The sequence below is a fragment of the Treponema sp. C6A8 genome (genome assembly GCF_000619925.1).
Lineage (GTDB): Bacteria > Spirochaetota > Spirochaetia > Treponematales > Treponemataceae > Treponema_D.
Window position 1 is genome coordinate 92593 of sequence record NZ_JHVB01000002.1, and the last position, 24138, is coordinate 116730.

Consider the following 24138-nt stretch of genomic DNA (forward strand, 5'->3'; position numbering starts at 1 on the left):
CAGAAATGAAGAAAAAATATACAGGCAAAAACATAATAATTTCTCTTTTAATCTGGCTGGGGGTATTTCTTGCAGTTTCCTGCGATTTGATGAATAACCCGGTAAAGGGCTTCTTTGATGAATTTGGCGCATTCAGAATCTCTTCTGATATAGATGAATTTGATAATATTGATTTAACGACTTCTTTTGTTTATTACGTTTCCGCAAACGGTGATGATACTAATGACGGCTCAAAAGAAGCGCCCTTTAAGACAATGGATCAGGCTTTCACTGCCTTAAAAGCCGCTTTTGTGGAAGAACAAACATTAGCAGGCGATGATAGTGAAAAAACTAACGGTTATGTTCTTTTGCTAGACAGTATTGCCCTAACTGATGAAGTAAATCTGGAAACATATAACTTTGCTTCACTTACTAAGGATGTAGATATTGTTATAGGCGGTTACGGAGCAAGACGGACAATTAATGCTAACTACAATTGTCGTGTAATGAGTATTGGTAATACAAAAGGTAACGTAAGACTCAAAAACCTGACACTTACCGGCGGAAGCACAGATGATGCTGGCGGCGCAGGACTTTATGTTACATCATCAGATTGTGGTTCTAATACATGTGTAATTGAAAATTGCAGTATATATAATAATTTGAGCTCATTATCAGGAGCAGGAATTTATCTTTATACGGATTATAAGGTCTTTATAAGAAATTCAGAAATTATTGGAAACACTGTATCTGATGGTGCTGCTGCATGTGAAATTAAATACAGAAGTGATACATCATGGCTGCATATTTCTAATACTGCAATCAAAGAGAATAACAGCATTGCCTCAACCAGTCCTGCACCATCATCTTATGATTATGGTTACGTCATTAACACTGATGGAAACGCATATGTTTTACTGGAAGGCGGTGTCGTTATCAGGGATAACAACATCAGTCAGGTATCTCCAACTCCTGCAACTGCTTATTCTTCACTTTGTGCGGTAAAGTGTAATATAGGAATAAGACTTTCCGGTGCTAATATTATCCGGGAAAACAGTGTAGATTTTACAGACGGTACGGTTTTGACAAGAAACATCGTTCTTACTCCTGCTGGTTCAATGGCAACTCCATTAATTACACTTACAGGTAACTGTAACGGAAGTTCAATCGGAGTAGGATTAAATTCAAGTATTACCGCTGATACAAGGTTTACAATGTTCTATTCAACTTACGGAACCACAGCTGCTCCTGGCAGTATTTTCGTCAGCGATTGTGAATACGGAATAGGATATAACTCAACAGAAACTGAAGCCGCCTTTGTTCTCAGCAGTGGCGGAATGGGCTCACCACTTGATTACACCGTAAACTTTACTGTATTCCCACCTGTAATTCCAACAGGCAAGGCATCAAGTATAACCGTAACTCCAAAGGTTATGAAAGGAACAGAGGATGTCTCTTCAACTGTAACGGGAATGACCTTCACTCTTAAACTTATGGATTCTTCAACTGTTGCAGCATCCTCCAGCACAAATACTCTTTCGGTTAGTGCTGCAAGAGCTTTACCTGGTACATACTCGCTTTCTGTTACAGCAGAATGGAATGGCATAGCCTACGATGATACCGTATCAATTGTCTGCAGAGATGCTCTGGAAGGTATGATTTCTGTTTCAGGAGCAAGCATTAGCGGGGCAATTGCTGATTCCGGGGTCTTTGTAACAGGAAGAAATTTAACAATTCCAAGTCTTTATGTAGGTCAGCACGAATTAACACAGAAAGAATATCAGGAATACTGTTATTATGCCCACTCTGGAAAACAGCCTGCAGCCGCTTACACAGGGGATAATTATCCGGCCTGTTTTGTAAGCTGGTATGATGCTATTGTTTACTGTAATTTAAGAAGCATTGCAGAAGGACTTACTCCGGCCTATAGTCTGGGCGGTGAAACAGATCCAAGAAAATGGTCTGGAATCGTAAGCGGCAGCGGAACAAATGCCGGTAAATACTGCGGTCCTTTAGCTAATACAGACAGCTGGAACAGCATTACATTTAATACAAGCGCAAACGGCTGGCGTATGCCTGTAGAAGCTGAATGGGAATATCTTGCCCGCGGAGCAAATCCGGATTCTGCAAGTCAGACGGCCTATGCCGGAAGTGATGATTATCAGGACGTTGCATGGACATCCGATAATGCTTCTGCGCCTCAGTTAGTAGAACAGAAGACCTCGAACTCTCTTGGTCTTTATGATATGAGCGGTAACGTTTTTGAATACGTATGGGACTGGTATGGCGGAAATATAAGTTCTTCTGTTGGTATTACAGGCTGTGACACTCCGGTTGAGGTAACTGAGGCTGGTTATAGTCCTTACAGGCGAATCGTTCGCGGCGGTGGATTTACTTATGCCTCAGACTATTCAAAAATATCTGACAGAAGGGTTTATAATACGCCGGAAATGCGCTGGTGGAATTGTGGCGTGCGTATTGTAAGAAATGCAAATTAACATTTTGCTTGTCATTGCCGGGCGTGACCCGGCAATCTTTTTTTTTACCAAGGGATTATCGGGTCAAGCCCGATAATGACACTCCTATTCGAGTATTGCACCCTTATCTGCTGATGAAACCAGTTTTGCATATCTAGCCAGGTAACCAGTCTTTACTTTTGGTTCCGGTGCCTTCCATACAGCGCGGCGGCGTTCAAGTTCTTCGTCGCTTACGTCCAGGTGAATCTTGTAGTTGTTGATATCCAGAGTGATTTTATCACCTTCCTGAACAAGGGCGATTGGACCACCTACCGCAGCTTCCGGTGAACAGTGACCAAGAGAAGCTCCTCGTGTTGCGCCAGAGAAGCGGCCGTCTGTAATCAGGGCAACCTGTTTATCAAGTCCCTGTCCTGCAAGAGCGGCTGTTACTGCCAGCATTTCGCGCATACCAGGGCCGCCTTTTGGTCCTTCGTAGCGGATAACTACAACGTCACCCGGTTTAATCTGTGCCTTCTGAACAGCTTCCATTGCCTCGCTTTCATCGTCGAATACACGGGCAGGACCAGTGTGGAGCATAAGCTCTTTTGCACAGGCAGAACGTTTTACAACAGTTCCGTTTGGTGCAAGGTTTCCAAACAAAATTGCAATACCGCCGTTATCGCTGAATGGATTTTCAATTGGGCGGAGGATTTCAGGATTGCGGTTGCGCACCCCCTTAATATTTTCTGCAATAGTTTTTCCGGTTGCAGTGATAAGTGAAGTATTAATAAGATTCTTCTTTGCAAGTTCAGCAAGAACAGCCTGAACACCACCAGCATCATCAAGTTCGCACATAAATGTGTGACCTGCAGGAGCGAGGTGACACAAATTAGGGGTTCTGTTAGAAATCTCATTTACTTCGTGAAGGTCAAGTTCAAGTCCTGCTTCGTGCATGATTGCAGGAACGTGAAGCATTGTGTTAGAAGAACAACCCAAAGCCATGTCGGCAGCAAGAGCATTGCGGAAGTTTTCTGCTGTCATCATCTTACGGGCTGTAATTCCTTTGTTGTAAAGGTTCATAACTGCCATACCAGCGTGTTTTGCAAGGGCAATACGCTCTCCTGTTACAGCAGGAATTGTTCCGTTTCCTGGAAGACCAAGACCAAGAACTTCTGTCAGACAGTTCATAGAGTTTGCAGTGAACATACCAGAACATGCACCGCAACCAGGGCAGGCACGATGTTCCATTTCTTTAAGCTGCTCTTCTGTGATTTTACCTACTGCAAGACCACCTACAGCTTCGAACATATCTGTTAAAGAAAGATTTTTTCCAGAATAAGGATTTGAACAGTCATTTCCTGCAAGGTGACCAGGCATCATTGGACCGCCTGAAACAAATACTGTCGGCAAATCAAGGCGGGCAGCTGCCATAAGCATACCGGGAACGATTTTATCGCAGTTTGGAATCATAACAAGAGCATCAAACTGGTGTGCTTTAGCAACACATTCAACGCTGTCTGCAATAAGCTCGCGGGTAACAAGTGAATACTTCATTCCTTCGTGGCCCATTGCAATACCGTCACAAACACCGATTGCAGGGAATTCAATCGGAGTGCCTCCTGCCATTCTAACGCCGGCCTTTACAGCCTCAGAAATGCGGTCAAGTTCAATATGACCCGGAATCAGTTCGTTTTTTGCACAGATAATTCCAACTAAAGGCTGCTCTAATTCTTCGTCTGTGTAGCCAGAAGCATAAAATAAAGAACGGTGAGGTGCACGTGCCACACCCTTTTTTGCGTTATCACTTTTCATAAAATCCTCGCTTATAAAAAACTATGCCGGATATGCCAGCTTTATTTCAACTTAATAATAATCATAAAAGCTATTCTAATCAATAAAATAATTTATAAATACTAAAGTTTCTTAAATATATATAAAAAAAGCGTTCCCTCCGTAGAAGGAACGCAGAATATTTTTAATTCAAATGAAAAAAATCGACTACTCGTACTTGTCCTGAATGACAAGTTTAATAAGCATGTCACTCTTAATCGAAACACGCTTTCTCTGCTCTGCAAGCTCGTTGCTGTCAAGGCTGATTCGCGACTGCTCACAAATCATCTTTCCGTAATCAGAAAGGCTTGCAGGACTTGCTGCTTCACAGGCAAAAATTACATTGCGCTTGTTGATAAAGTGGAAGTAGAACTGCTGGAACTCTTCGTTATCAGAAGGCAATGCGTAAAGCAAAATAATTCTCTTGAAATCGTGGATTCTTGCAATTTTCTTTACACAAGTCATCAATTTTTCAGAGAAAGAATGCTCTCCAATATCAGATGTGATGATTTTTTCTGCAATTACGAACAAATCACCATCCTCTGGAGGCTCACCTGTTGGTTCACAAAGTTCAATCTTACTGAATCCAACCGATTCAATAAGGATTTTTGTTTTAGAGTCTAGGGCTAAGCGGTCTTTAGGCTGAAAGTGAACATCATCACGACCGGCACCTGCTTCCTCACCACCGGAAGAAAAGAGATTAGCAAGCTCATCAGTTGAAATTGCAGCGCTTGATGGTGCGCCTTCCTCTTTAGCTTCTTCAGCCTCAATTCCAACGCCGCTTACACTATCAACACGGGCTTTTTCTTCCCCCATGATATCAGCAAGCATATCATCAACATTATCAGACATTTTATTTTCCTCCGTTATTTCCGCATCATTTTCTACTATATTATCAACATTTTCAGCAAGGTTTTCTTCAGGCACTTCTTCTGCACCCATTGCAGTCAACTCTGCATCTGTAGCGCCAATTTCCTCACTATCTTTTTCAAGTTCCTCGCCTGCTGCTTCAACTTCCTCATCTGCAGCACCGATTTCAGAACTGAAAATATCATCATCTTCCAGATCATCTGTATCTGCAAGAACAATTTCAGAATCTTCGCTTAAACTGTCCTCATAGAATTCAATCGTATTTTTCTGGGCAGGCGAAATCTTAATTCTAAGCTTGTCATCACCGTCCAGCGACTTTTCATAAAGACAGCCATCATCCTTAATGTAAAAAAGATTGTTTCCCTCATCCACCCTGATATTGCGGATAGAATCACAGCCTTCAAAAGCATCATCTGCAAGTTCATAAAGCTTTGCAGGAAGAACAACCGTTTCCAGTCCCTTGCAGTCAGCAAAAGCTCTGGAATGAATTTTTGCAACTGTATTCGGCACGACTACCGACCTAATGGAAGAACAGCCAGCGCAGCAGTTTTCCGGCAGCTCCTGAATACCCGCTCTAAAAGGAATATCAGGCAGCGAAGCACAGTTGTAAAAAAGACCTTCCGGGAATTCCGTAACAACATTCGGCATTGAAACCTTAGTGAGATTAGAACATCCCGAAAACAAATATGGGGGCAGAACCTGTAAAGAAGGCGGCAGTTTTACGCTTTGAAGAGACTCAATGTTCTCAAAAAGACAGTCAGGCAGTTCCTTTACAGAGTCTGGCAGAGTTATGGAAGAAACATTTGTTCCTGCAAAAGCTTCGTCCGCAATCTCCTTTGGTCCGTAAGGCACCTGTCCATTGAATTCGCTGGAAGCAGAATCGATTCCTACCAGCACATTCATGTCAGACGTAAAAAGCAAACCATTCTTTGATGTATAATCAGACATAACAATATTTTAACACCCAATTAGCGATATCGCAATTAAAATCTAAAAAAAATGCAGTCTGCCAATATGACAAACTGCATCTATTAAGGAGGGAAAAGCCTTCCCCGCAACGCCCCGTCTTAAGCTACAACAGCCTTAACGTAAACGTCTTTTACATCTTTATCTGCTGCAACAATCAGACCATTTGCCTTTCCGCCTTTAACTTCAAGCGAAACAGCACCTGTGTTCTTTTTGTTTTCAACAGTGATGTGGTATGTAACTCCGCGGAACTTACGTGTAAATTCAGCGTTCTTTACGTGTTCTGGCAGACGTGGTTCAATTTCCAGACCAGCGTGCTGAGGGCGAAGTCCGCAGATGTACTGTGAAAGTGCAACAAAGTTCCATGCGGCAGTACCTGTAAGCCATGAGTTTTTAGCTTCACCTTCGCGGCGGGCTTCCTGTCCTGCAACCATCTGGCTGTAAACATAAGGCTCAGTGCGGTGGATGTCAGACCATTTTTCTTCAACCCATGCAGGTCCAATCTTTGTGTAGTGTTCCCATGCATCCTGAGGACGGCCGTTTACAACTTCACCAATTACAACCCAAGGATTGTTGTGGCAGAAGATACCGCCGTTCTCTTTGTATCCAGGTGGATAAGAAGAAACTTCACCAAGTTCAACGTGGTATTCCTGGTAAGCCGGCCAGAGGATACAGATTCCGTATTTAGAATCAAGGTATTTCTTTACGCTGTCCAAAGATTTTTCAGGATAACCTTTGTCTTTACCGATTTTTGCCATTGTACCAAAGCCCTGGCTTTCGATGAAGATTTTTCCGTTTTCGCATTCTTTAGAACCGATTTTGTGACCGGCATCATCATAAGCGCGAACGTACCATTCTCCGTCCCAGCCTGCTGTACAGATAGCATCTTCCATCTTTTTGCAAAGCTCTTCTGCGCGTTTTGCTTCAGCTTCATCACCCATAAGACGGCACATCTGAACGTAGTCAGGTGTTACGAATACGAACATCTGAGCGATCATTACAGATTCTGCATTCTTTCCTTCCTTGTTTGTACAAGTCTGGAATGAATCGTTAGGGTTTGTAGAGAAACAGTTCAAGTTCAAACAGTCGTTCCAGTCAGCACGGCCGATTAAAGGAAGTCCGTGTGGTCCCATGTGGTTAGGGATGTAGTTGTATGAACGGCGAAGGTGCTCGAACATTGTAGCTTTATTTGTTTCTGAGTTATCAAATGGAACATCAACTTTAAGGAAGTCTACGTCGCCAGTTTCGCGGATGTAGTTTCCAACACCAAGAACAAGCCAGAGAGGGTCATCATTGAAGTTAGATCCGATATCAGCGTTTCCTCGTTTTGTAAGAGGCTGGAACTGGTGGTAAGCAGAACCATCTTCGAACTGTGTTGCGGCAACGTCGTAGAGGCGCTCGCGGATGCGGCTTGCTGGGAGCTGGTGAGCGGCACCAAGCATATCCTGAGAAGTATCGCGGAAACCAAGACCACGGCCAATTCCTGATTCAAAGTAAGAAGCAGAGCGGGCAAAGTTGTATGTAACAACACACTGGTACTGGTTCCATACTGCCATACGGTCAAGCTTTTCATCGCCGGTTTTGATTGAGAAGTGGCTCAATGTTTCGTCCCAGAATGCCTTCAAATCAGCAAGAGCTTTTTCTACCTTTTCCTTGCTGTCGAATTTTTTCTGCAAGTCGTAAGCTTTTTCCTTGTTGATTACGCCTGAAGCTGTGTTTGTGCGGAGCAATCCTGCATCCAGAGCCTTCTTTTTATCTGCTTCAGAAAGGAATTTCTTGTCGTTATCCATCTCGATGTAGCCGAGAACGAAAATCAAAGTCTTTTCTTCGCCAGCCTTAAGAGTAAGGTTTACGCGGTGAGAAGCAATTGGAGACCATCCGTCTGCAACTGAGTTTCCTGATTTTCCTTCAACAACAGTTTTTGGTGCAGAAATAGGATTGTAAAGTCCGAGGAAGGTTTCGCGGTCTGTATCAAAACCGTCGATTTTCTGGTTGCACCAGTAGAAAGTAAAGTGATTGCGGCGCTCGCGGTATTCAGTTTTGTGGTAGATTGCGCTGCCTTCAATTTCTACTTCACCGGTAGAGAAGTTTCTCTGGAAGTTCTGGCAGTCATCAGATGCGTTGTAGAGACACCATTCAACAAAAGATACAAGGCTTACAGTTTTGTCTGATTTTCCTTCGTTCTTGAGGGTCAGCATTTCTACTTCTGCATTTTCTGTGTTTGGAACAAAGTAAACTGCCTCAGCCTTCAAATCATTCTTTTTAGAAATGAATTTTGAATAGCCGAAGCCGTGACGGCACTCGTAAGAATCAAGCGGAGTCTGAGTTGGCTGCCAGCCCGGATTCCAGATTGTATCACCGTCTTTAATAAAGAAGTAGTGACCGTTGTTATCAAGCGGCATATCGTTGTAGCGGTAACGGGTAAGACGACGAAGGCGTGCGTCTGTGTAGAATGAATAACCGCCAGTTGTGTTAGAAATCAAGCTGAAGAATTTCTGGCTGCCAAGGTAGTTGATCCAAGGGTATGGAGTCTTTGGTGTTGTGATTACATACTCTTTGTTTTTGTCGTCGAAATTTCCGAATTTCATAAAATATATTCTCCTAATTTGGGGCTCGCTAGTCTCGCCCCCTGAGCATTTTTCAAAGTAAATCCTAAATCAACCCGCTGTCGCAGCTTGATTTTTAACGGATTCACTATTATAAGCTTTATTCCTTTACTCCACCACTTGTAACGCCACCGATGATGTAGCGAGACAGAAAGAGGTAAACAATAAGCAATGGAATGATTGCTACACAAATCATGATGTAAACCTGTGCAAGGTCGAACTTCATGAAGTCTGCAGAACGAAGCTGTGCAATCAAAATAGGGATTGTCTTTTTTGCCTTTGAGCTGATAATCAAAGCCGGCATAAAGTAGTTGTTCCAAGAACTTACGAATGCAAAGATTGCCTGAACTGCAAGAGCAGGTTTAATCATTGGAAGTACGATTACATTGAAAGTAAGGAACTCGTTACATCCGTCTACGCGGCTTGCTTCAACGATTGAATAAGGCAAAACTGATTCCATATACTGCAAAACATAGAAGAAAACAACTGGAGCTGCGATTGCAGGAAGAATCAAAGGCCACAAGGTATTAATCATGTGAATTCCTGTTACAAGCTTTACAAAACCAAGGGCTGTAACCTGGGTTGGAATCATCATGATTGCCATGATGAACTTGAATACAATTTTCTTTCCCTTAAAGCTGTACATGTGGATTCCGTAAGCAGTCATTGCACTGAAGTAAACAGAAAGCAAGGCATTGAATACAGAAACAATGATACTGTTCCACAAGCCCGTAAGAATAGGAATATTGTCATTCGCAAGCAGGTTTCCCAGGTTCTTGAAGAAGAAAGTTCCAGGAATAAGGCTGAAGCCCTTTACCAGCTGTGAGTGAAGTCTTGTTGAGTTTAAAATCAAAAGTACAAACGGAGCCAGAGAAAGGAATGTAAGTACAATCAAAACAAAATAACAGATAAAACGTCTGGTTGCTAAAGCTGCTCTTTTCATTACTTACCTCTCTTGTATGACTGCATGTTGAACTTGTAAACAATTCCGCTCAAAGCAGCAGTGATTGCAAAAAGAATTACAGATACTGCACCACCAAGACCGTAGTTCTTGCTGAACAGGTGTTTGTTCAGGTACATAATCAAAGTCATAGAAGTGCGGTTTGGAGTTCCTTCACCATTTGTCAAAATCTGAGGAACATCGAACATCTGAATACCACCAATCAAAGAAGTAATAACAACATAAACCAGAATCGGTGCAAGCTGAGGCAGTGTTACTTTAAAGAAAACCTGAATTGGGTTAGCACCGTCGATACGCGCAGCTTCAAAAATTGAGTTATCAATACCCATAATACCGCTCATCAAAAGCAGTGTTGTGTTTCCATACCACATAAGACAGTTCATAAAGGCAACAAGGCCGCGAACAGACTTAGTTTTAACAAGGAAGCGAATAGGGTCATTTATCAAATTCATGTTCATAAGAATGCTGTTTACAGGACCACCGTCAGCAAAAATAACAAAGAACAGCATTGCAAAAGCCGAAGCCATGATTAAGTTCGGCATGTAAATTACAGTCTTAAAAAACTGAGTGTGTTTAAGGCTTAATTCTGTATCAGTAAACCAGATTGAAAGAAGCAGGGAGAGAATAATCTGAGGAACAAAACCCAAAATCCACATAATCAGTGTGTTCAAAGCATAGCGGGGAACGTCACTTTCAAAAAGAACTGTCTTAAAGTTTGCAAGTCCGTTGAATGTCGGACCAATCTGCATAAGTCCCACACGATAATTTTCAAAAAAACTGTTTCCAATTGTAGAGATAAGCGGAATCAGCTGAAAAATTATAAATACAACAAAGAAGGGAGCGATAAAAAAGTAACCCCAGTTGTTGTAATTAATTTTTCTCGTTTTCTTAACTTTTTCATTAGCCATCAGGATAGCTCCTCTAACCTTTTAATCGATTCTAATAAAGTACAAAAATGGTACAAAAAAACGCTGCCTAAAAAGTAATAAGTATTGGAGGACTCTTCAGGCAGCAAATAGGAGGTGATTAACAGAACGGAATTACGCTCTTAACTAACTCCGTCCTGCTATTTCTATGAAACCGGCTTTACCCTATTTCTGCAAATTAGGATAAAGTTCTTTCAAAGACTTATAGAAGTTATCCCATGCTGTAGCTTCATCAACGTCTCCGTTGTAGTAATCAGCCATAGCACCCTGGATTTTTTCAGCAAATCCCTGATCATAAGGAGTCATAGTAGCCTTAGAGATAGATTTTGCTGAATCAAGGAACAATGCGATGTGGTTCTGACCGCCCAGGAATGGGTTCTGGTAATCAGAAGCTGCAACTTCACGCATAGCAGGTTCGTTGTTTACGAAGTCAGAAGCTTCCTTAGCAATCTTAACCATTGTTTCTTTATCACAAGTCATTGTGTACATGATTTTCTTAATCAAATCTACGTTGTCTGAACCAGCAGCGGCACAAATCCAGGTTCCACCCCAAGAGAAGCCCTGTGGACCCATACAGAATGCCCAGTCACCATAAGAACCGTTTCCAATTTTGTGTTCTGCATTTGGGTCATCCAATGTAGCAGGAGCAAGACAGAAGTCGATGAACCAGGCTGGTCCGAAGTAACCGAATACTTTACCGTTCTTTGAAGCACCCTTGAATGATTCGTTTGACCAGAGGTTAGCTTTGTTGTTGTATCCTTTTTCTGTGTATTCTTTAGTCTGCATTACCCAGCGGCGGATCTGAGCATCAACGTTGATTTTTCCATCTTTTACACATGGAGTTGTAACGTTGTCGCTGAATACGCGGTAGTCATCATCAAAACCAGAAAGCATGAAGTAACCTTTAGCTTTTGCCTGAGCTGCAACTGAGTCGAAACGATCCCAGTCACCGAGAGACTTCTGAACTTCAGCAGGATCATCAGTTCCAAGAACAGCCTTAGCGATTGAACGGCGGTATACGAATCCACCTGGACAAGCCTGCCATGTTACACCACGAAGACGTCCTTTTGAGTCTGTCATAACGTCTTTTGTATATTTGTACTGGTTAGCAAGGTCAGCATCTGTAAGACCGATATCCTTTTTTACGTCCAATACGAATGGTGAATCAACATATTTCAAAGCATAGTCTGCTTCAACAAGGAACAAGTCAACTTTTTCATCAGCAGGAGCATTTTCCTGACCGAGGAGAAGTTCATCCAATTTATTCTGGTAAGCGTTACCCTGGTTAGGTGTGATAATCCAGTTAACCTTTACATCTTCCGGTACAAGGCCAGCTTTTGCAAAATAATCATTGAAGCGTGACTGGAACTCTTCATTCCAAACACAGATGTTAAGAACTTTACCCTGTGCCTTTGACTTAGCAGCACCACAGCTTGTCATAGACAAAGCCGCGATTCCAACCATAGCTGCAGCTGCAACTACAGAAACTAACTTTTTCATAAAGTTACCCCTAATTTAAATATATTACATCGTTGTTTTTGACTACAACGTTGTAGTAACATAATAACGTTTTTTTGCCAGGTGTCAAGAAAAATTTAGTAAATTCTGCGGAATTTTTTACAATGTGATGACAGTTTCGCCTTCACGGATGCTGCCGCGAACACGGACAATCTGAACGTCCAGGGCAGGGTTTTCTATGCGCTGGATAAGGAGAGTTGCAAGCTGCCGGCCGATTTCCTTTGCGTTCTGGGCGTAGGTCGTGAGGGCCGGAGTGAGCACTGAAGAAAGGAAGATTCCGTCGTAACCGACAACACTGATGTCGCGGCCAGGAACCAGGTTGTGTTCATGAAGAACTTTGAGTCCGCCAAGATAGGCAAAATCATCTGGGAACATAATGCAGGTAGGCGGATTTTTAAGAGCCAGAAGTTTTTTAGTTGCCTCTTCGCTTGATTTTGTGTCGTGGTAAATACCTTTGATGATGTATTCCTTTGGAACATGAAGCTTATTTTCACGCATTACGTCGTAAAAAGTGTCCAGACGGACGTTTGTAACGTCGGTGCTGTCACCGTAAATGTAAGCAATCTGCTTGTGTCCCTTGGAAATAAGGTAATTAAGCATCTGTTTTATGCCGTTTTCGTTATCGCTGAGTACAGACGAACAGTCTTTTTCCGAAGTATAGTCCAGAAGGCAGACCGGAATGTCAGAATGAATGAGTTCCTGAATGTCTTTTCTGTGGTAGTCGTTTGTGCTGGCAATAACAACGCCGTCAAAACCCCGGTATTTTGCCTGACTCAGATAAGAATCTTTTTCCCGGTTTACGCTGTTCAAAAAACTGATGTTATAACCGTTAAGATTTGCGTTTATGTTTAAGGAATCAAAAATACTTGCAAAGTACTGATGCTGAAGTCCGCTTTCTGTTGCATCTTCAAAGATAACGCCTATGTCATAAGAGCGGTTTGTACGGAGTTTGCGGGCAGCGGCATTTGCACGGTAGCCCATTTTTTTTGCAGTTTTCTGCACAAGCTCTATAGTAGCCGCACTGATTTCCGGACTTCCCTTCAGCGCTTTACTAACCGCCGAAAAAGAAACTCCGCATTCTCTAGCAATATCTTTAATAGTAACTTCAGCCATAAAACTATTATTACCACAAAATGCCGTTTTGTAAAGAAAATTACGACAACGTTGTAGAAAAATCAGCCGGATTTTAGAAAGAATAGCGGACGAAGGCTTCTAAGTTCCAGGTGTAGCCGTCTGCAGCAGCGTTAGAGCCCCCCTGCAGCGAGTAAGTAGTTTCACTTTCGGTCTTTTTATAGTCACTTCCTACAAGACGGTTGATATATACAAATTTGAAAGCAGCCCCGGCTGAAAGTCCTTTCCAGATTTTTACATCAAATTCGGTTCCAAGATTAAAACTTTTGAAAAAGCCCTGCATTTTATCAAGGAACTTTGTGCTGCGTAAAATATGATTATCTATGGAATTTATCTGAGTAAAGATTGCAAGTCCGAAATCAGCACTTACAGTATATCTTTCCAGAAAATTATATTTTGCCTTTACCCCCAGCAGGTAATTAAATATTTCGCGTTCGTAGGTAATTACGTCGCCATATTTATCCATATTTCCTATTTTTGCTTTAGGAGAATTGTAGGGAACATCATAAGACAGACCTGTTGTAGTTTTATCTCCATACCAGTAGGTTCCGCCGTTTGCAGTAAATTTAACTCTGCTGTAAGCAATGCCGGCGTATGGAATTATATGGAGAAAATCCCAGGTTTTAATATTTACACCAAGACGTAAGCCTAAATCACCCAGATAATCCACTTTATTTGAACTTTCTGAATAATTAGTTTTCATTCCATAATTAGAAGAGTTCTGCCAGTCTGAGTCATACATCATGCCGCTTTCTTTGGGAAAGCCCCACATGCAGTCAGTTTCAATAAGAATCATTTCCCAGCCGACAGTGGCATTAAAACCCAGCATGCTGATATTTTTGATTTCCCAGTTCAGCTCACTCAGTTTGTTTCCATTATTATAAAGAACATATTCGTTGAGCTGACCGTTCTGCAAGCCATACTTAGGCGCTACAGAAAACTTAAAGATTTCAAAGGCAGATATTTTTCCCGCAAAGGTAAGAACCCAAAAGAGAAATAGCGATATCTTTTTCAAAAAATTATCTGCCTTCATCTGTGTAAATCTGCGGCTATTATTCTGCCGTGCTGTCTACCCTGTAAATCTTGGCAAACTGCTTTCTGACTGCTTCCATATCACGAGGATAAGGAGCTGTAAAAGTCACCTTTTCGCCTGTTTTTGGATGAGTAAATTCAATTTTATAGGCATGAAGGGCAAGACGCTTCAAAAGAGGTCTTTCCTCTTCTTCATCACCGCGCCAGTTTTTCTTAATTTCACTAAGACGAAGGGGCTTCTGGTTTCCGCTGTAAAGAGGATCGCAGACAATGCTGAGTCCGTTAGCCGCAAGATGCACGCGAATCTGATGAGTACGCCCCGTAAGAGGTTTTGCTTCTATCCAGCTGAACTGGCCGCAGGTCCCGATCAAATGAAAATCAGTTTCACTTGGCTTTCCGAATTTTTTATCTACGACTGTGCGGTGGCGGGCATCTCCATCCGGCTTAAGGGCAAGCTTTACTTTTAAATCCTGCCAGAGAGGATGTCCGTAAACCAGGGCATGGTAAGTTTTGTGAACCTCGCGTTTTTCAAACTGCATTGAAAGATTTTTATGAGCCTCTGGATTGCGGGCATAAATAATAAGGCCGGAGGTATCTTTATCAATTCTGTGAACGGCATAAAGTTTGCCGAATTCTTTTTCTGCAAGTAAATCCAGGCGGGGAGCGTCCGGGTCGTAACGATCGGCAGCAATAAGAATGCCGGAGCGCTTGTTCAAAACTACTATGTCCTCATCCGAATAAATGACAGTGTAATCGAAATTCTTCATACGGTTATTATAGCGGAATTATACCTATAATGTAATAGCAGGCATTGACAAAAAAAATTGGCACGAGGGAGTGCAGCATGAGGCAAAAACATTCTGGTTGTGGCGGCCGCGTGAGCGGCCTGTCATATGGTTTCTTTACCACAATCAGAGTGTTTTTGCTCCACACTCTGTTCCCTCGCGCCATTTTTTTTAGGAACAAATTACCTTGTACGAATTTCCACTAAACTACGCTATACTGCACGTCGCCGTAGCTTGGCACAGGCCACAAATCTTTTGGCGTAATAACTTCCAGCTGGTCTACAGACGAACGGAGCTCGTTCATGGCAGGAAGAATGTGCTGGCGACAGAAGAAGGCAAGCTTTGATGCACCTTCAATATTCTTTGCCTCAGCAACAGCCTTTTCAAGTGCTTCAACGTTATCAAAAATCTGGCCGGTCAAATCTGAAACACGGACAAGATTCTTTTCTTCATATTTTACGTTTACATTCGCGTTTGCAGCTTTTTTAGCATTAATTGCATCTGAAAGACGGCGGCCAAAGCGGCTGGCAGCAGGGAGATAAAGCTTGTTAGCCATTTCCAGCATAGTCTCTGCTTCAATCTTAACAATCTTAGAATAGTTTTCGTTGTGGATTTCAAAGCGGGACTTAAGCTCTGTCTCCGAGTAAACGCCAAACTTCTTGAAAACCTTAACGTTCTTTTCATCAAGCAGGTGAACCAGGGCTTCCGGAGTAGAAGGAAGATTCAAAAGACCGCGTTTTTCAGCTTCTTTTACCCATTCTTCAGAATAACCGTCACCATTAAAGATAATACGCTTGTGCTCTTTAATAGTACGCAAAATCAGAGCATTCAGTTCTTTAGTAAAGTCCTTAGCCCCTTCAAGTTCATCAGCAAATTCGCTCAAAACTTCTGCAACGCAGGTGTTCAAAATTGTATTACAAAGGGCAATTGAATCATTAGCACCAAGAGAACGGAACTCAAACTTATTAACAGTAAAGGCAAATGGAGAAGTTCTGTTGCGGTCTGTAGCATCACGGCTGAATTCAGGAAGAACAGTAACACCAATCTGCATTTTCTGTTTACCCTTTCCGCCGTAAGGTTTTCCTTCTTCAATGGCATCAAGAATACCTGTAAGCTCTTCGCCAAGGAAAACCGAAATGATGGCAGGAGGCGCCTCGTTACCGCCAAGACGGTGGTCGTTTCCGGCAGATGCAACAGAAATACGCAGCAAATCCTGATATTTATCAACCGCCTTAATTACACCAACCAGGAACAAAAGGAATTGAGCGTTCTGAGCAGGAGTTGCACCAGGATCCAGAAGGTTCTTTCCGGTATCAGTAGAAATAGACCAGTTATTATGCTTGCCGGAACCGTTTACACCGGCAAAAGGCTTTTCGTGCAAAAGACAAACCATACCGTGCTTGCGGGCAGTCTTACGCATAAACTCCATTGTGAGCTGGTTGTGGTCGCAGGCGATGTTAGTAGTCGTAAAGATAGGAGCAAGCTCGTGCTGAGCAGGCGCAACCTCATTGTGTTCAGTTTTAGCAAGGATTCCAAGCTTCCAGAGCTCCTTGTTCAAATCCTTCATAAAATCCTGAACGCGGGATTTAATATTACCAAAGTAGTGATCTTCAAGTTCCTGACCTTTAGGAGCCTTAGCACCAAAGAGAGTGCGGCCAGTAAAAATCAAGTCCTCACGTTTTTCCCAAACCGATTTATCAACAAGGAAGTATTCCTGCTCAGGGCCGACAGTAGTAATTACGCGGCTGACATTTTCGTTACCCTCAAAAAGATGAAGAACGCGGAGAGCTTCCTTAGAAATTGCTTCCATCGAACGCAAAAGCGGAGTCTTTTTATCAAGAGCATCGCCAGTATAAGAACAGAAAACAGTTGGAATACACAAAGTTCCGTCTTTAATGAATACATAAGAAGTCGGGTCCCAGGCAGTATAACCACGGGCCTCAAAAGTTGCACGAATACCGCCGTTAGGGAAGGAAGAAGCATCCGATTCACCCTGAACAAGCTCCTTGCCCGAAAATTCCATGATTACGCGGCCGTCTTTAGTAGGCTCAATAAAAGAATCGTGCTTTTCTGCAGTAACACCGGTCAAAGGCTGGAACCAGTGAGTGTAGTGAGTTGCCCCCTTTTCAATCGCCCAGTCCTTCATGGCATTGGCGATAACAGCCGCAACAGTCGGGTCAAGCTTTTCGCCGCCCTGAATAGTTTTCATCAGCTGCTTAAAAGTTTCTTTCGGCAAACGTGCTCTCATTGTTTCTTCATTGAATACGTTTTCGCCGAACATCTCAGTTACAGAACTTTCCATCTTTGTCCTCCGGAACTTTTTGTGCGTACAGGCATGAGCCTAAAATAAAAAAACGTCGTAGAAAGTACCCTGATTAGAAATCTGAATACTGTCTACGACGTCTTTAACATGCTTATTTTTACTATTTTATATGCTTTTCGTCAATTACCAGAAGTGGATTTTAACACGACTTTAAACTGACTGAAGAAAAACTGTATAATGCCCTTATGCTAAAAAACTACCTTTGGATATTTTTGATTTCGATGATACCGCTGGTGGAACTGAGGGGCGCTATCCCGGTTTCACAGGCCCTGCAGCTTCCGGTAGTTCCTTCCTATATGATTTGCATTTTGGGAAATATGATTCCAGTTCCTTTTATCTATCTTTTTGCCAGACGATTTCTGGAATGGGGACAGGATAAAAAATTTATCGGCGGAATATGCATTTTCTTTTTGAAAAAAGGTAACCGGGCCGGACAAAAGCTTCAGGAAAAAGCTGGAAGCGGGATTTTCATTGCCATTCTTCTTTTTGTAGGTATTCCTCTTCCGGGAACAGGGGCATGGAGCGGAACTCTTGCGGCAAGTCTTTTGGGAATTAAGTTTAAGACTACTGTAACAGCCGTAACTCTGGGAGTTCTTCTTGCAGGCTGCATTATGATGGCAGGCTCTTTCGGGCTTTTTTCTGCCATCATACATTAATAATGAATATATTTGAAAATATATAAGAGGTTTTTTATGTATCAGTTAGTTTTGAATCAGCTTATTGTGATGGCACTTATTGCGCTGGCTGGATTTGTTTTTGCCAGAATCGTAAAAGTAAGTGATAAAGAACAGAAATTTTTGAGCAAACTGCTTTTGTATTTTGTAAATGTCTGTCTTATCATTGATTCCTTCAATATGGAATACGACGCCCAGAAGTTCCGCCGCTTTCTTTTTGCAGGACTGATTGCCTTAATCATTCATCTTGCGATGATTTTTGTTTCCTTTCTTTTGACTCATTCAAAAAATGCAGAAAACCGTTCTTACAATCACATTGACCGTCTGGCAATGGTGCTTACAAACTGCGGCTTTATCGGCATTCCTTTGATTAAGGGAACTTTGGGAAATGCAGGAGTATTCTATTTAATGGGCTACCTCAGCGTTTTCAATATTCTTGCCTGGACCTGGGGTCTTTACCAGATGAGTGGAACCATTAATCTGAAGAAAATCATCCTGAATCCGGTAATTTTGAGCGCGATTTTCGGCATTTTCCTCTTTTTGATGCCTTTTACTCTTCCGGAGCCAGTTATCCGCCCGATAAAAATGATTGGCGACTGTAACACAGCTCTTGCCATGGTTATGGTGGGCATTCTTTTTGCAGATTTCCATTTTTCTTCTAAATATACCCTTCGTCTTATTAAGGCAGTTCTTGGCCGCCTTCTTTTGTGCCCATTTATTGCCCTTTTGATTATTTTTGCAATCTGGAAGATGAATTTGAACGTAAGCGATGCAAGAACAATCCTTTTTGTAATTTTGATTTGCGCTTCCTGCCCATCTGCGACTACCGTTCCTGGTCTTGCGGCCCTTTTTGACAAGGATGCGGCCTATGCAAGTTTGACAGTTTCTGTTTCAAGCCTGCTTTGTATTTTTACAGTTCCAGTATTTGTTGCACTGGCAGAGAATTTAATTAAATAGCTGGCTTGCGGTCGCGGAGCAATTACTGAAGTAAGTAAACCGGGGGCGTTGCGGGGAACTCCCCGCAGAGAGGGTAGCCCGCAACGAAGTGCGGGCGCAGGGAGAGACTTCTCCCTCCTTACTTACTTGAAAAATTCTTCTATAAAAGTTAATCTAATCTAATTGTAAATAAAATATCAGAGGTACATTATGGCTGAAGAAAAATATGATTTTTCAATTGAGAATTTGGGACCTTGTACTATACAGTCCCCTATAAAACTTTCATCGGTTTTTGGTGACGGAACTGCTAACTATGTTAATGACCACTCATACGTTATCAATCAGATTAACGTTTATGACCCTACAAAACCAATCGTTTTAGATTCTTCAAATCTTATTGAAAAAGCCGGCCCTCGTGAAAAGATATATTTTGACCCGGCTCATGTACGTGCCGGAATTTGTACCTGCGGTGGTCTCTGCCCTGGTTTGAACGACGTAATCCGTGCTATTGTACGCTGTCTGAACACACGCTACGGCGTAAAAATCGTAAAGGGTTACCGTTTTGGTTATCACGGATTCTTTGCAGAGGAAGGTTATGCTCCTCTTGATCTGGACCGCTATACAATCGATGAAATTCATAAGATTGGCGGTACTTACCTTGGTACAAGCCGTGGCGGCGGACAGCGCGTTTCTGAAATTGTTGACTGCCTTGAACGCGACAACATCAATATGCTCTTTATTATTGGTGGTGACGGTACTCAGCGCGGTTCTTATGATATTGCCTGCGAAGTTGAAAAACGCGGTCTTAAATGCGCAGTAGTTGGTATTCCAAAAACTGTTGATAACGACCTTATGTTCATTGACCGTTCATTCGGTTTTGAAACTGCCGTTCAGCGCGCTAAAGAAGCTGTTTCTGCCGTTCACATGGAAGCTGCAAGCCAGATTAACGGTATCGGTCTTGTAAAAATCATGGGTCGTGAGGCTGGTTTCATTGCAACTGAAGCTGCTCTTGCAAGCCACGAAACAAACTTCTGTTTGATTCCTGAAGTTCCATTCGAAATGGAAGGTGACAAAGGCTTCCTTGCTTGCCTTGAACGCCGTCTTGCAAAACGCGGACACGCTGTAATCGTAGTTTCTGAAGGTGCTGGTCAGGATTTGCTTGAAAGCACTGGCGCTACAGATGCTTCTGGAAACAAAAAGCTTTCTGATATTGGTGTATTCCTTAAATCTCAGATTGAAAAATACTTCAAGGAAAAGAATATCGAAATCAACTTGAAATATATCGACCCTTCTTATCAGGTTCGCGCTTCTGTTACAACAGCTGCTGACTCAATTTACTGTGAGCGTCTTGGAAACAACGCCGTTCACGCTGCAATGGCTGGAAAGACAAAGTGTGTAATCGGTCTGGTTCACGATAAGTTCGTTCACCTGCCAATCAAGGCTGTTACAGCTCACCGCAACGCTGTTGACCCTGAAGGTTCACTCTGGCGCGATGCTCTTGATGCTACTGGTCAGCCAATTTTGATGGTAAACGACGTTGAAAAGGCTAAGGAAAAGATGGCTGCTGCTCTTGCAGGCGCTAAATCTAAGCCAAGCGAGCAGAAAAAAGGAAAGTAATACGTGCGGTTAAAAAGGAAAACACCAACTTCCGGATGAACCTAACCGCACTAACACATTTTTGCTTAGCAAAAATGTGAAATTGGATTAATACTAAAAAAGGCGCCTTTTGAGGCGCCTTTTATTTTCTACTTATCGTTATTTACAAAACTCTTCAAGAACTTCCCTGTAAATTGCAAGACCTTCTGCAATTTCTTTGTCTGAAATGTTCAGAGGCGGAAGGAAGCGAACAACATCCGAGCCGGCTGTTGTTGTACAAAGGCCTTTTTCCAGACAGCGAACTTCAATGTCAAAAGGCTTAACGCTCGGGTCAATCTGAGTTCCAATCATAAGACCTTTTCCGCGAACATCTTTTACAATCGGAAGGTTCCAGCTTGAAATCTGACCGCGGATGTAGTCACCAGCGTGATTTACACGGTCAAGGAAGGCCTGGTCGCTTACAGTATCAAGTACAACAAGACCTGCAGCACATGCAAGAGGGTTTCCTGCAAAAGTTGACTGATGATCGCCTGCAACAAAAACATCTGCTGCCTTACCGCGGAAGAGGCAGGCTCCCATTGGAACGCCGCCTGCAATTCCCTTGGCAAGAGTAACAACTTCAGGATTAAAACCAAGTGCGTCACTTGCAAGGAAGGTACCGGTACGGCCAACACCTGTCTGTACTTCATCAGCCATAACGATAGCGCCAGCCTCGCGGGCAGCCTTAGCCGCAGCCTGTGCCCACTCAGGAGAAATAAGGTTTACACCGCCTTCACCCTGAATACACTCGATAAAGAGAGCAGCAGTTGTATCATCAAAAGCGCCCTTAAGAGCGTCAAAATCGTTTGCCTTAATTGTTTTAAATCCTTCCGGATATGGAGCAAAGCTGTCCGGGTGGAATTTATCCTGACCAGTTGCAGTCAAAGTAGCAAGAGTGCGTCCGTGGAAAGAAGATTCAAGAGTTACGATTGTCTTGCGTTTTGCGCCGCCGTTGAGCTGACCGTATTTGCGGGCAAGCTTAATGGCAGCTTCGTTAGCCTCTGCGCCAGAGTTTCCAAAGTAGCCGCGCTCAAAACCTGTTACCATAAGAAGGTTTTCTGCAAAATCAAGTCCGATATCAGAAAAATAATAGTTTGAAATATGAATTTCCCGCTTTGCCTGCGAAGCCACAGCCTTTACAAGCGGTTTATAATTGTGTCCAAGACAGTTTACGCCAATACCCGCAATAAAGTCGATGTACTTTTTGCCGTTTACATCCCACATGGTAGAGCCCTTGCCCTTAGCCATTACAATGTCAAAGCTTCCGTAGTTGTTTACAATAAGTTTATTCATATTTCATCCCTGTGTAAGCGAGCCGGTCAGAGCTCGCAGTGTATAAATATGCAAAAATTATGCCGTTTATGGAATAAAAATGCAACTAAAATTTATTTTACCCTGAAATTTAATGTCACTTCTTCACTTCCGCAAAGAAGGCGGCAGGAATGCTCTCCCCTCTCAACCGGAAGTGAAAAAATAAAGGGGCGGTTCACCTCTGCAAATTTTTCCTCATCATAATAGACTGTCAGAGTATTTTCAGCGCCGCCAGTCACTTCAAAAGGGATTGCCTGAAGCTGGCTATTAAAACTGCTGTAAAAAAAGAGGGCCTCGTCTTTTGGTGTGATAATCGTAAGGGGTGACTGAGAATATTCAATAAGGCCCTTATCAGGTCGGGAACGGAGCCACTGCTGATATTCCGGCGGATAAATTACCTGGACTTCCTCTGAGCCAGCCTTCCTTACATGCCAGCTGCAGCTTTCAAGCTTGCAGCCATCCTTCACATATTCAGAAACGACGGCCTTGCAGTTTTCACCAGCTTTAAGCCCCGAAAGTGAACAGATTCTTTCCTTATGCCAGCCTTCAGGTTCTGGGAAACCTTGTAAGGAATAATTACGATTTTCAATTTTATCCAGAGTATTTTTTGCAACCCAGGCAGGAAGAGAAGAACCTGTTTTTCCCATTACTGTATTTCCGGCATGATTTCCCATCCAGACACCGATTATGTAAGATTTTGTAGCGCCCAGGGCAATAATATTCTGATACTGATTTGAAGTTCCGGTTTTAAAAATCGAAGGATAATCTGTCTGAAAAGTTTGAGAATAGCCAAAACCAAGGGCTCGGGCGCCTTTGTCAGAAAGAATTGAAGCGATTATGCGGGCAGTATCGGTGCTATATAATTGGCGTGCTGTAGTTTTGTCAGCACTTTTAAGCGCCGTCTTCCCACCCGCCAGATATTTCAGAGGAAAATAGTTTCCGTTCCTGACAAAAACGCTGAAGGCCGGTACCAGCTCCTTCAGGGACACTTCGCCAGCTCCAAGGGCAAGACCTAGATCAGCTTTAAGCCCGGCGTCATTTTCCCGAAGTGAGTCAAAGCCAAGTTCGTAGAGTTTTTCCAGGTAAGTTTTGACACCAAGACGGTCGAGAGTTGAGACCGCAGGAACATTGAGGCTTGAAGCAAGGGCAATTCGCATGCGAACAGGCCCGTTAAAACGGTTGTTGAAATTTTCGGGGATATAGAGTTTTTCGCTGCCGAATTCTGACGGCACGTCCGCAAGAACAGAATAAGGCTGAATTAAATCCTTTTCGATTGCAAGGGCATACAAAAAAGGCTTCATTGAACTGCCCGGCTGATTACGGACAAGAACACCGTCAATCTGGCCGGCATTTTCATTATCAAAAAAATCTCCGTTGCCCAGCCAGGAAATCACAGAGCCGTCTGAATTATCAAGGAGAAGCAGGGCCCCGTTTGTAATTCGGGAACCATGAGCCTGCTCAAGAGCATCACACAAAAAGCCTTCTGCAATCTGAGAAATTTCCAGATCTACTGTGGTGTGAAGTTCATAAGGAAGGCGCTGGTGGCTTCTTTCAAACTGATTTGTCAGGAAATTTACAAAGTGAGGAAGATTGAAAGGATAGCGGAAATATCGCGCGTCAGCAGGCACAATATAATTTGGATTTCTAGGAACCACAGAAAGAGCCAGGATTTCTTCTTTTGAAAGCTGATATAATTCACAGCCATAAAAAGTTCTAGCTGCCGAAGTAATTCCATAAGAGTTAGAACCAAAATAAATGGAATTCAGATAAAGTTCTAAAATCTTTTTTTTACTAAGTTTTGCTTCCAGACGATAAGCATTAAAAATATCTTTAATCTTCCTTCGTAAGGTCGGGGAATTATCTTTATTGATGAGTTTTGCAAGCTGCATTGTAATTGTAGAAGCGCCGCGCACAATCTTCCCGGACCGTCGGTTTTGAAAAAAGGCCGCAGACAAAGAAAGCCAGTCTACCCCATGATGAAAGTAGAAACGGCGGTCTTCCTGCCTTAAAAACTCCTTTTGCACGGCTTTGGGGATTTTCTTTATCGGAGTGAATTCCCGGCGTCCCCCGCCACTAACCGGCGTCACCTGAATAAGTTCCCCATTGCGGTCATAGATTCTGCAACTGTATTCCTGAGCCACAAAGTCATTCAAGGCCGGAAAGGGCAGAATTCGCAAAATCAGAGGAAAAAGAAAGAGA

General features: G+C 42.8%; 16 protein-coding genes. 4 read left to right on the top strand and 12 right to left on the bottom strand.

What is annotated here, in order from left to right; genetic code table 11:
- Positions 1-5: 5 nt before the first annotated feature.
- Positions 6-2477 carry an SUMF1/EgtB/PvdO family nonheme iron enzyme gene (locus T530_RS0104155; protein ID WP_027727939.1) on the top strand — a complete coding sequence of 824 codons (2472 nt, stop codon included), beginning with the start codon at positions 6-8 and terminating at the stop codon, positions 2475-2477.
- 84 nt (positions 2478-2561) lie between these two features.
- On the opposite strand, the gene ilvD is transcribed toward T530_RS0104155, so the two are convergent.
- The 10 genes from ilvD to T530_RS0104205 form a co-directional block, all read right to left on the bottom strand.
- Positions 2562-4247: a dihydroxy-acid dehydratase gene (gene ilvD / locus T530_RS0104160; RefSeq protein WP_027727940.1), complete on the bottom strand. Its 1686-nt coding sequence runs from the start codon at positions 4245-4247 to the stop codon at positions 2562-2564.
- Positions 4248-4433: 186 nt separating this feature from the next.
- Positions 4434-6083 (bottom strand): leucine-rich repeat domain-containing protein, encoded by a 1650-nt coding sequence (locus T530_RS0104165; protein WP_027727941.1) that lies wholly within the window; start codon positions 6081-6083, stop codon positions 4434-4436.
- A 119-nt stretch (positions 6084-6202) separates the two neighbouring features.
- Positions 6203-8689 carry a GH36-type glycosyl hydrolase domain-containing protein gene (locus T530_RS0104170; protein ID WP_027727942.1) on the bottom strand — a complete coding sequence of 829 codons (2487 nt, stop codon included), beginning with the start codon at positions 8687-8689 and terminating at the stop codon, positions 6203-6205.
- Positions 8690-8807: 118 nt separating this feature from the next.
- Positions 8808-9650, bottom strand: a complete 843-nt coding sequence (locus tag T530_RS0104175; RefSeq protein ID WP_027727943.1) for a carbohydrate ABC transporter permease — start codon at positions 9648-9650, stop codon at positions 8808-8810.
- Positions 9650-10576: a carbohydrate ABC transporter permease gene (locus tag T530_RS0104180; RefSeq protein ID WP_027727944.1), complete on the bottom strand. Its 927-nt coding sequence runs from the start codon at positions 10574-10576 to the stop codon at positions 9650-9652. Before T530_RS0104180 ends, T530_RS0104175 begins: the two co-directional genes overlap by 1 nt.
- A 183-nt stretch (positions 10577-10759) precedes the next feature.
- Positions 10760-12094, bottom strand: coding sequence for an ABC transporter substrate-binding protein (locus T530_RS0104185; protein ID WP_027727945.1), 1335 nt, complete (start codon positions 12092-12094; stop codon positions 10760-10762).
- Between the two features lie 117 nt (positions 12095-12211).
- Complete coding sequence (locus T530_RS0104190) at positions 12212-13225, bottom strand: LacI family DNA-binding transcriptional regulator (RefSeq protein ID WP_027727946.1); 1014 nt, start codon at positions 13223-13225, stop codon at positions 12212-12214.
- Between the two features lie 73 nt (positions 13226-13298).
- Complete coding sequence (locus T530_RS0104195) at positions 13299-14258, bottom strand: omptin family outer membrane protease (protein ID WP_197018237.1); 960 nt, start codon at positions 14256-14258, stop codon at positions 13299-13301.
- A 37-nt stretch (positions 14259-14295) separates the two neighbouring features.
- Positions 14296-15042, bottom strand: coding sequence for an RluA family pseudouridine synthase (locus tag T530_RS0104200; RefSeq protein ID WP_027727948.1), 747 nt, complete (start codon positions 15040-15042; stop codon positions 14296-14298).
- Between the two features lie 220 nt (positions 15043-15262).
- Entirely contained in the window at positions 15263-17362 is a 2100-nt protein-coding gene (locus T530_RS0104205) for a glutamine synthetase III (RefSeq protein WP_027727949.1), read from the bottom strand.
- A 206-nt stretch (positions 17363-17568) separates the two neighbouring features.
- On the opposite strand from T530_RS0104205, the gene T530_RS0104210 reads away from it, so the two are divergent.
- The 3 genes from T530_RS0104210 (at position 17569) to T530_RS0104220 (ending at position 20610) form a co-directional block, all read left to right on the top strand.
- Positions 17569-18039, top strand: coding sequence for a small multi-drug export protein (locus T530_RS0104210; protein WP_027727950.1), 471 nt, complete (start codon positions 17569-17571; stop codon positions 18037-18039).
- Between the two features lie 36 nt (positions 18040-18075).
- Positions 18076-19014, top strand: a complete 939-nt coding sequence (locus tag T530_RS0104215; protein ID WP_027727951.1) for an AEC family transporter — start codon at positions 18076-18078, stop codon at positions 19012-19014.
- Positions 19015-19203: 189 nt separating this feature from the next.
- Entirely contained in the window at positions 19204-20610 is a 1407-nt protein-coding gene (locus T530_RS0104220; RefSeq protein ID WP_027727952.1) for an ATP-dependent 6-phosphofructokinase, read from the top strand.
- A gap of 138 nt (positions 20611-20748) precedes the next feature.
- Here T530_RS0104220 and T530_RS0104225 read toward each other — a convergent pair whose 3' ends face one another.
- Both T530_RS0104225 and T530_RS13475 read right to left on the bottom strand, forming a co-directional pair.
- Entirely contained in the window at positions 20749-21921 is a 1173-nt protein-coding gene (locus T530_RS0104225) for an acetylornithine/succinylornithine family transaminase (RefSeq protein WP_027727953.1), read from the bottom strand.
- A 92-nt stretch (positions 21922-22013) separates the two neighbouring features.
- Entirely contained in the window at positions 22014-24080 is a 2067-nt protein-coding gene (locus T530_RS13475; RefSeq protein WP_197018238.1) for a transglycosylase domain-containing protein, read from the bottom strand.
- Positions 24081-24138 lie beyond the last annotated feature (58 nt).

Excerpts from the sequence above, each read along its gene's own strand:
- T530_RS0104155 (WP_027727939.1), top strand. The coding sequence starts at position 6 with ATGAAGAAAAAATATACAGGCAAAAACATAATAATTTCTCTTTTAATC.
- ilvD (WP_027727940.1), bottom strand. The coding sequence starts at position 4,247 with ATGAAAAGTGATAACGCAAAAAAGGGTGTGGCACGTGCACCTCACCGT.
- T530_RS0104165 (WP_027727941.1), bottom strand. The coding sequence starts at position 6,083 with ATGTCTGATTATACATCAAAGAATGGTTTGCTTTTTACGTCTGACATG.
- T530_RS0104170 (WP_027727942.1), bottom strand. The coding sequence starts at position 8,689 with ATGAAATTCGGAAATTTCGACGACAAAAACAAAGAGTATGTAATCACA.
- T530_RS0104175 (WP_027727943.1), bottom strand. The coding sequence starts at position 9,650 with ATGAAAAGAGCAGCTTTAGCAACCAGACGTTTTATCTGTTATTTTGTT.
- T530_RS0104180 (WP_027727944.1), bottom strand. The coding sequence starts at position 10,576 with ATGGCTAATGAAAAAGTTAAGAAAACGAGAAAAATTAATTACAACAAC.
- T530_RS0104185 (WP_027727945.1), bottom strand. The coding sequence starts at position 12,094 with ATGAAAAAGTTAGTTTCTGTAGTTGCAGCTGCAGCTATGGTTGGAATC.
- T530_RS0104190 (WP_027727946.1), bottom strand. The coding sequence starts at position 13,225 with ATGGCTGAAGTTACTATTAAAGATATTGCTAGAGAATGCGGAGTTTCT.
- T530_RS0104200 (WP_027727948.1), bottom strand. The coding sequence starts at position 15,042 with ATGAAGAATTTCGATTACACTGTCATTTATTCGGATGAGGACATAGTA.
- T530_RS0104205 (WP_027727949.1), bottom strand. The coding sequence starts at position 17,362 with ATGGAAAGTTCTGTAACTGAGATGTTCGGCGAAAACGTATTCAATGAA.
- T530_RS0104210 (WP_027727950.1), top strand. The coding sequence starts at position 17,569 with ATGCTAAAAAACTACCTTTGGATATTTTTGATTTCGATGATACCGCTG.
- T530_RS0104215 (WP_027727951.1), top strand. The coding sequence starts at position 18,076 with ATGTATCAGTTAGTTTTGAATCAGCTTATTGTGATGGCACTTATTGCG.
- T530_RS0104220 (WP_027727952.1), top strand. The coding sequence starts at position 19,204 with ATGGCTGAAGAAAAATATGATTTTTCAATTGAGAATTTGGGACCTTGT.
- T530_RS0104225 (WP_027727953.1), bottom strand. The coding sequence starts at position 21,921 with ATGAATAAACTTATTGTAAACAACTACGGAAGCTTTGACATTGTAATG.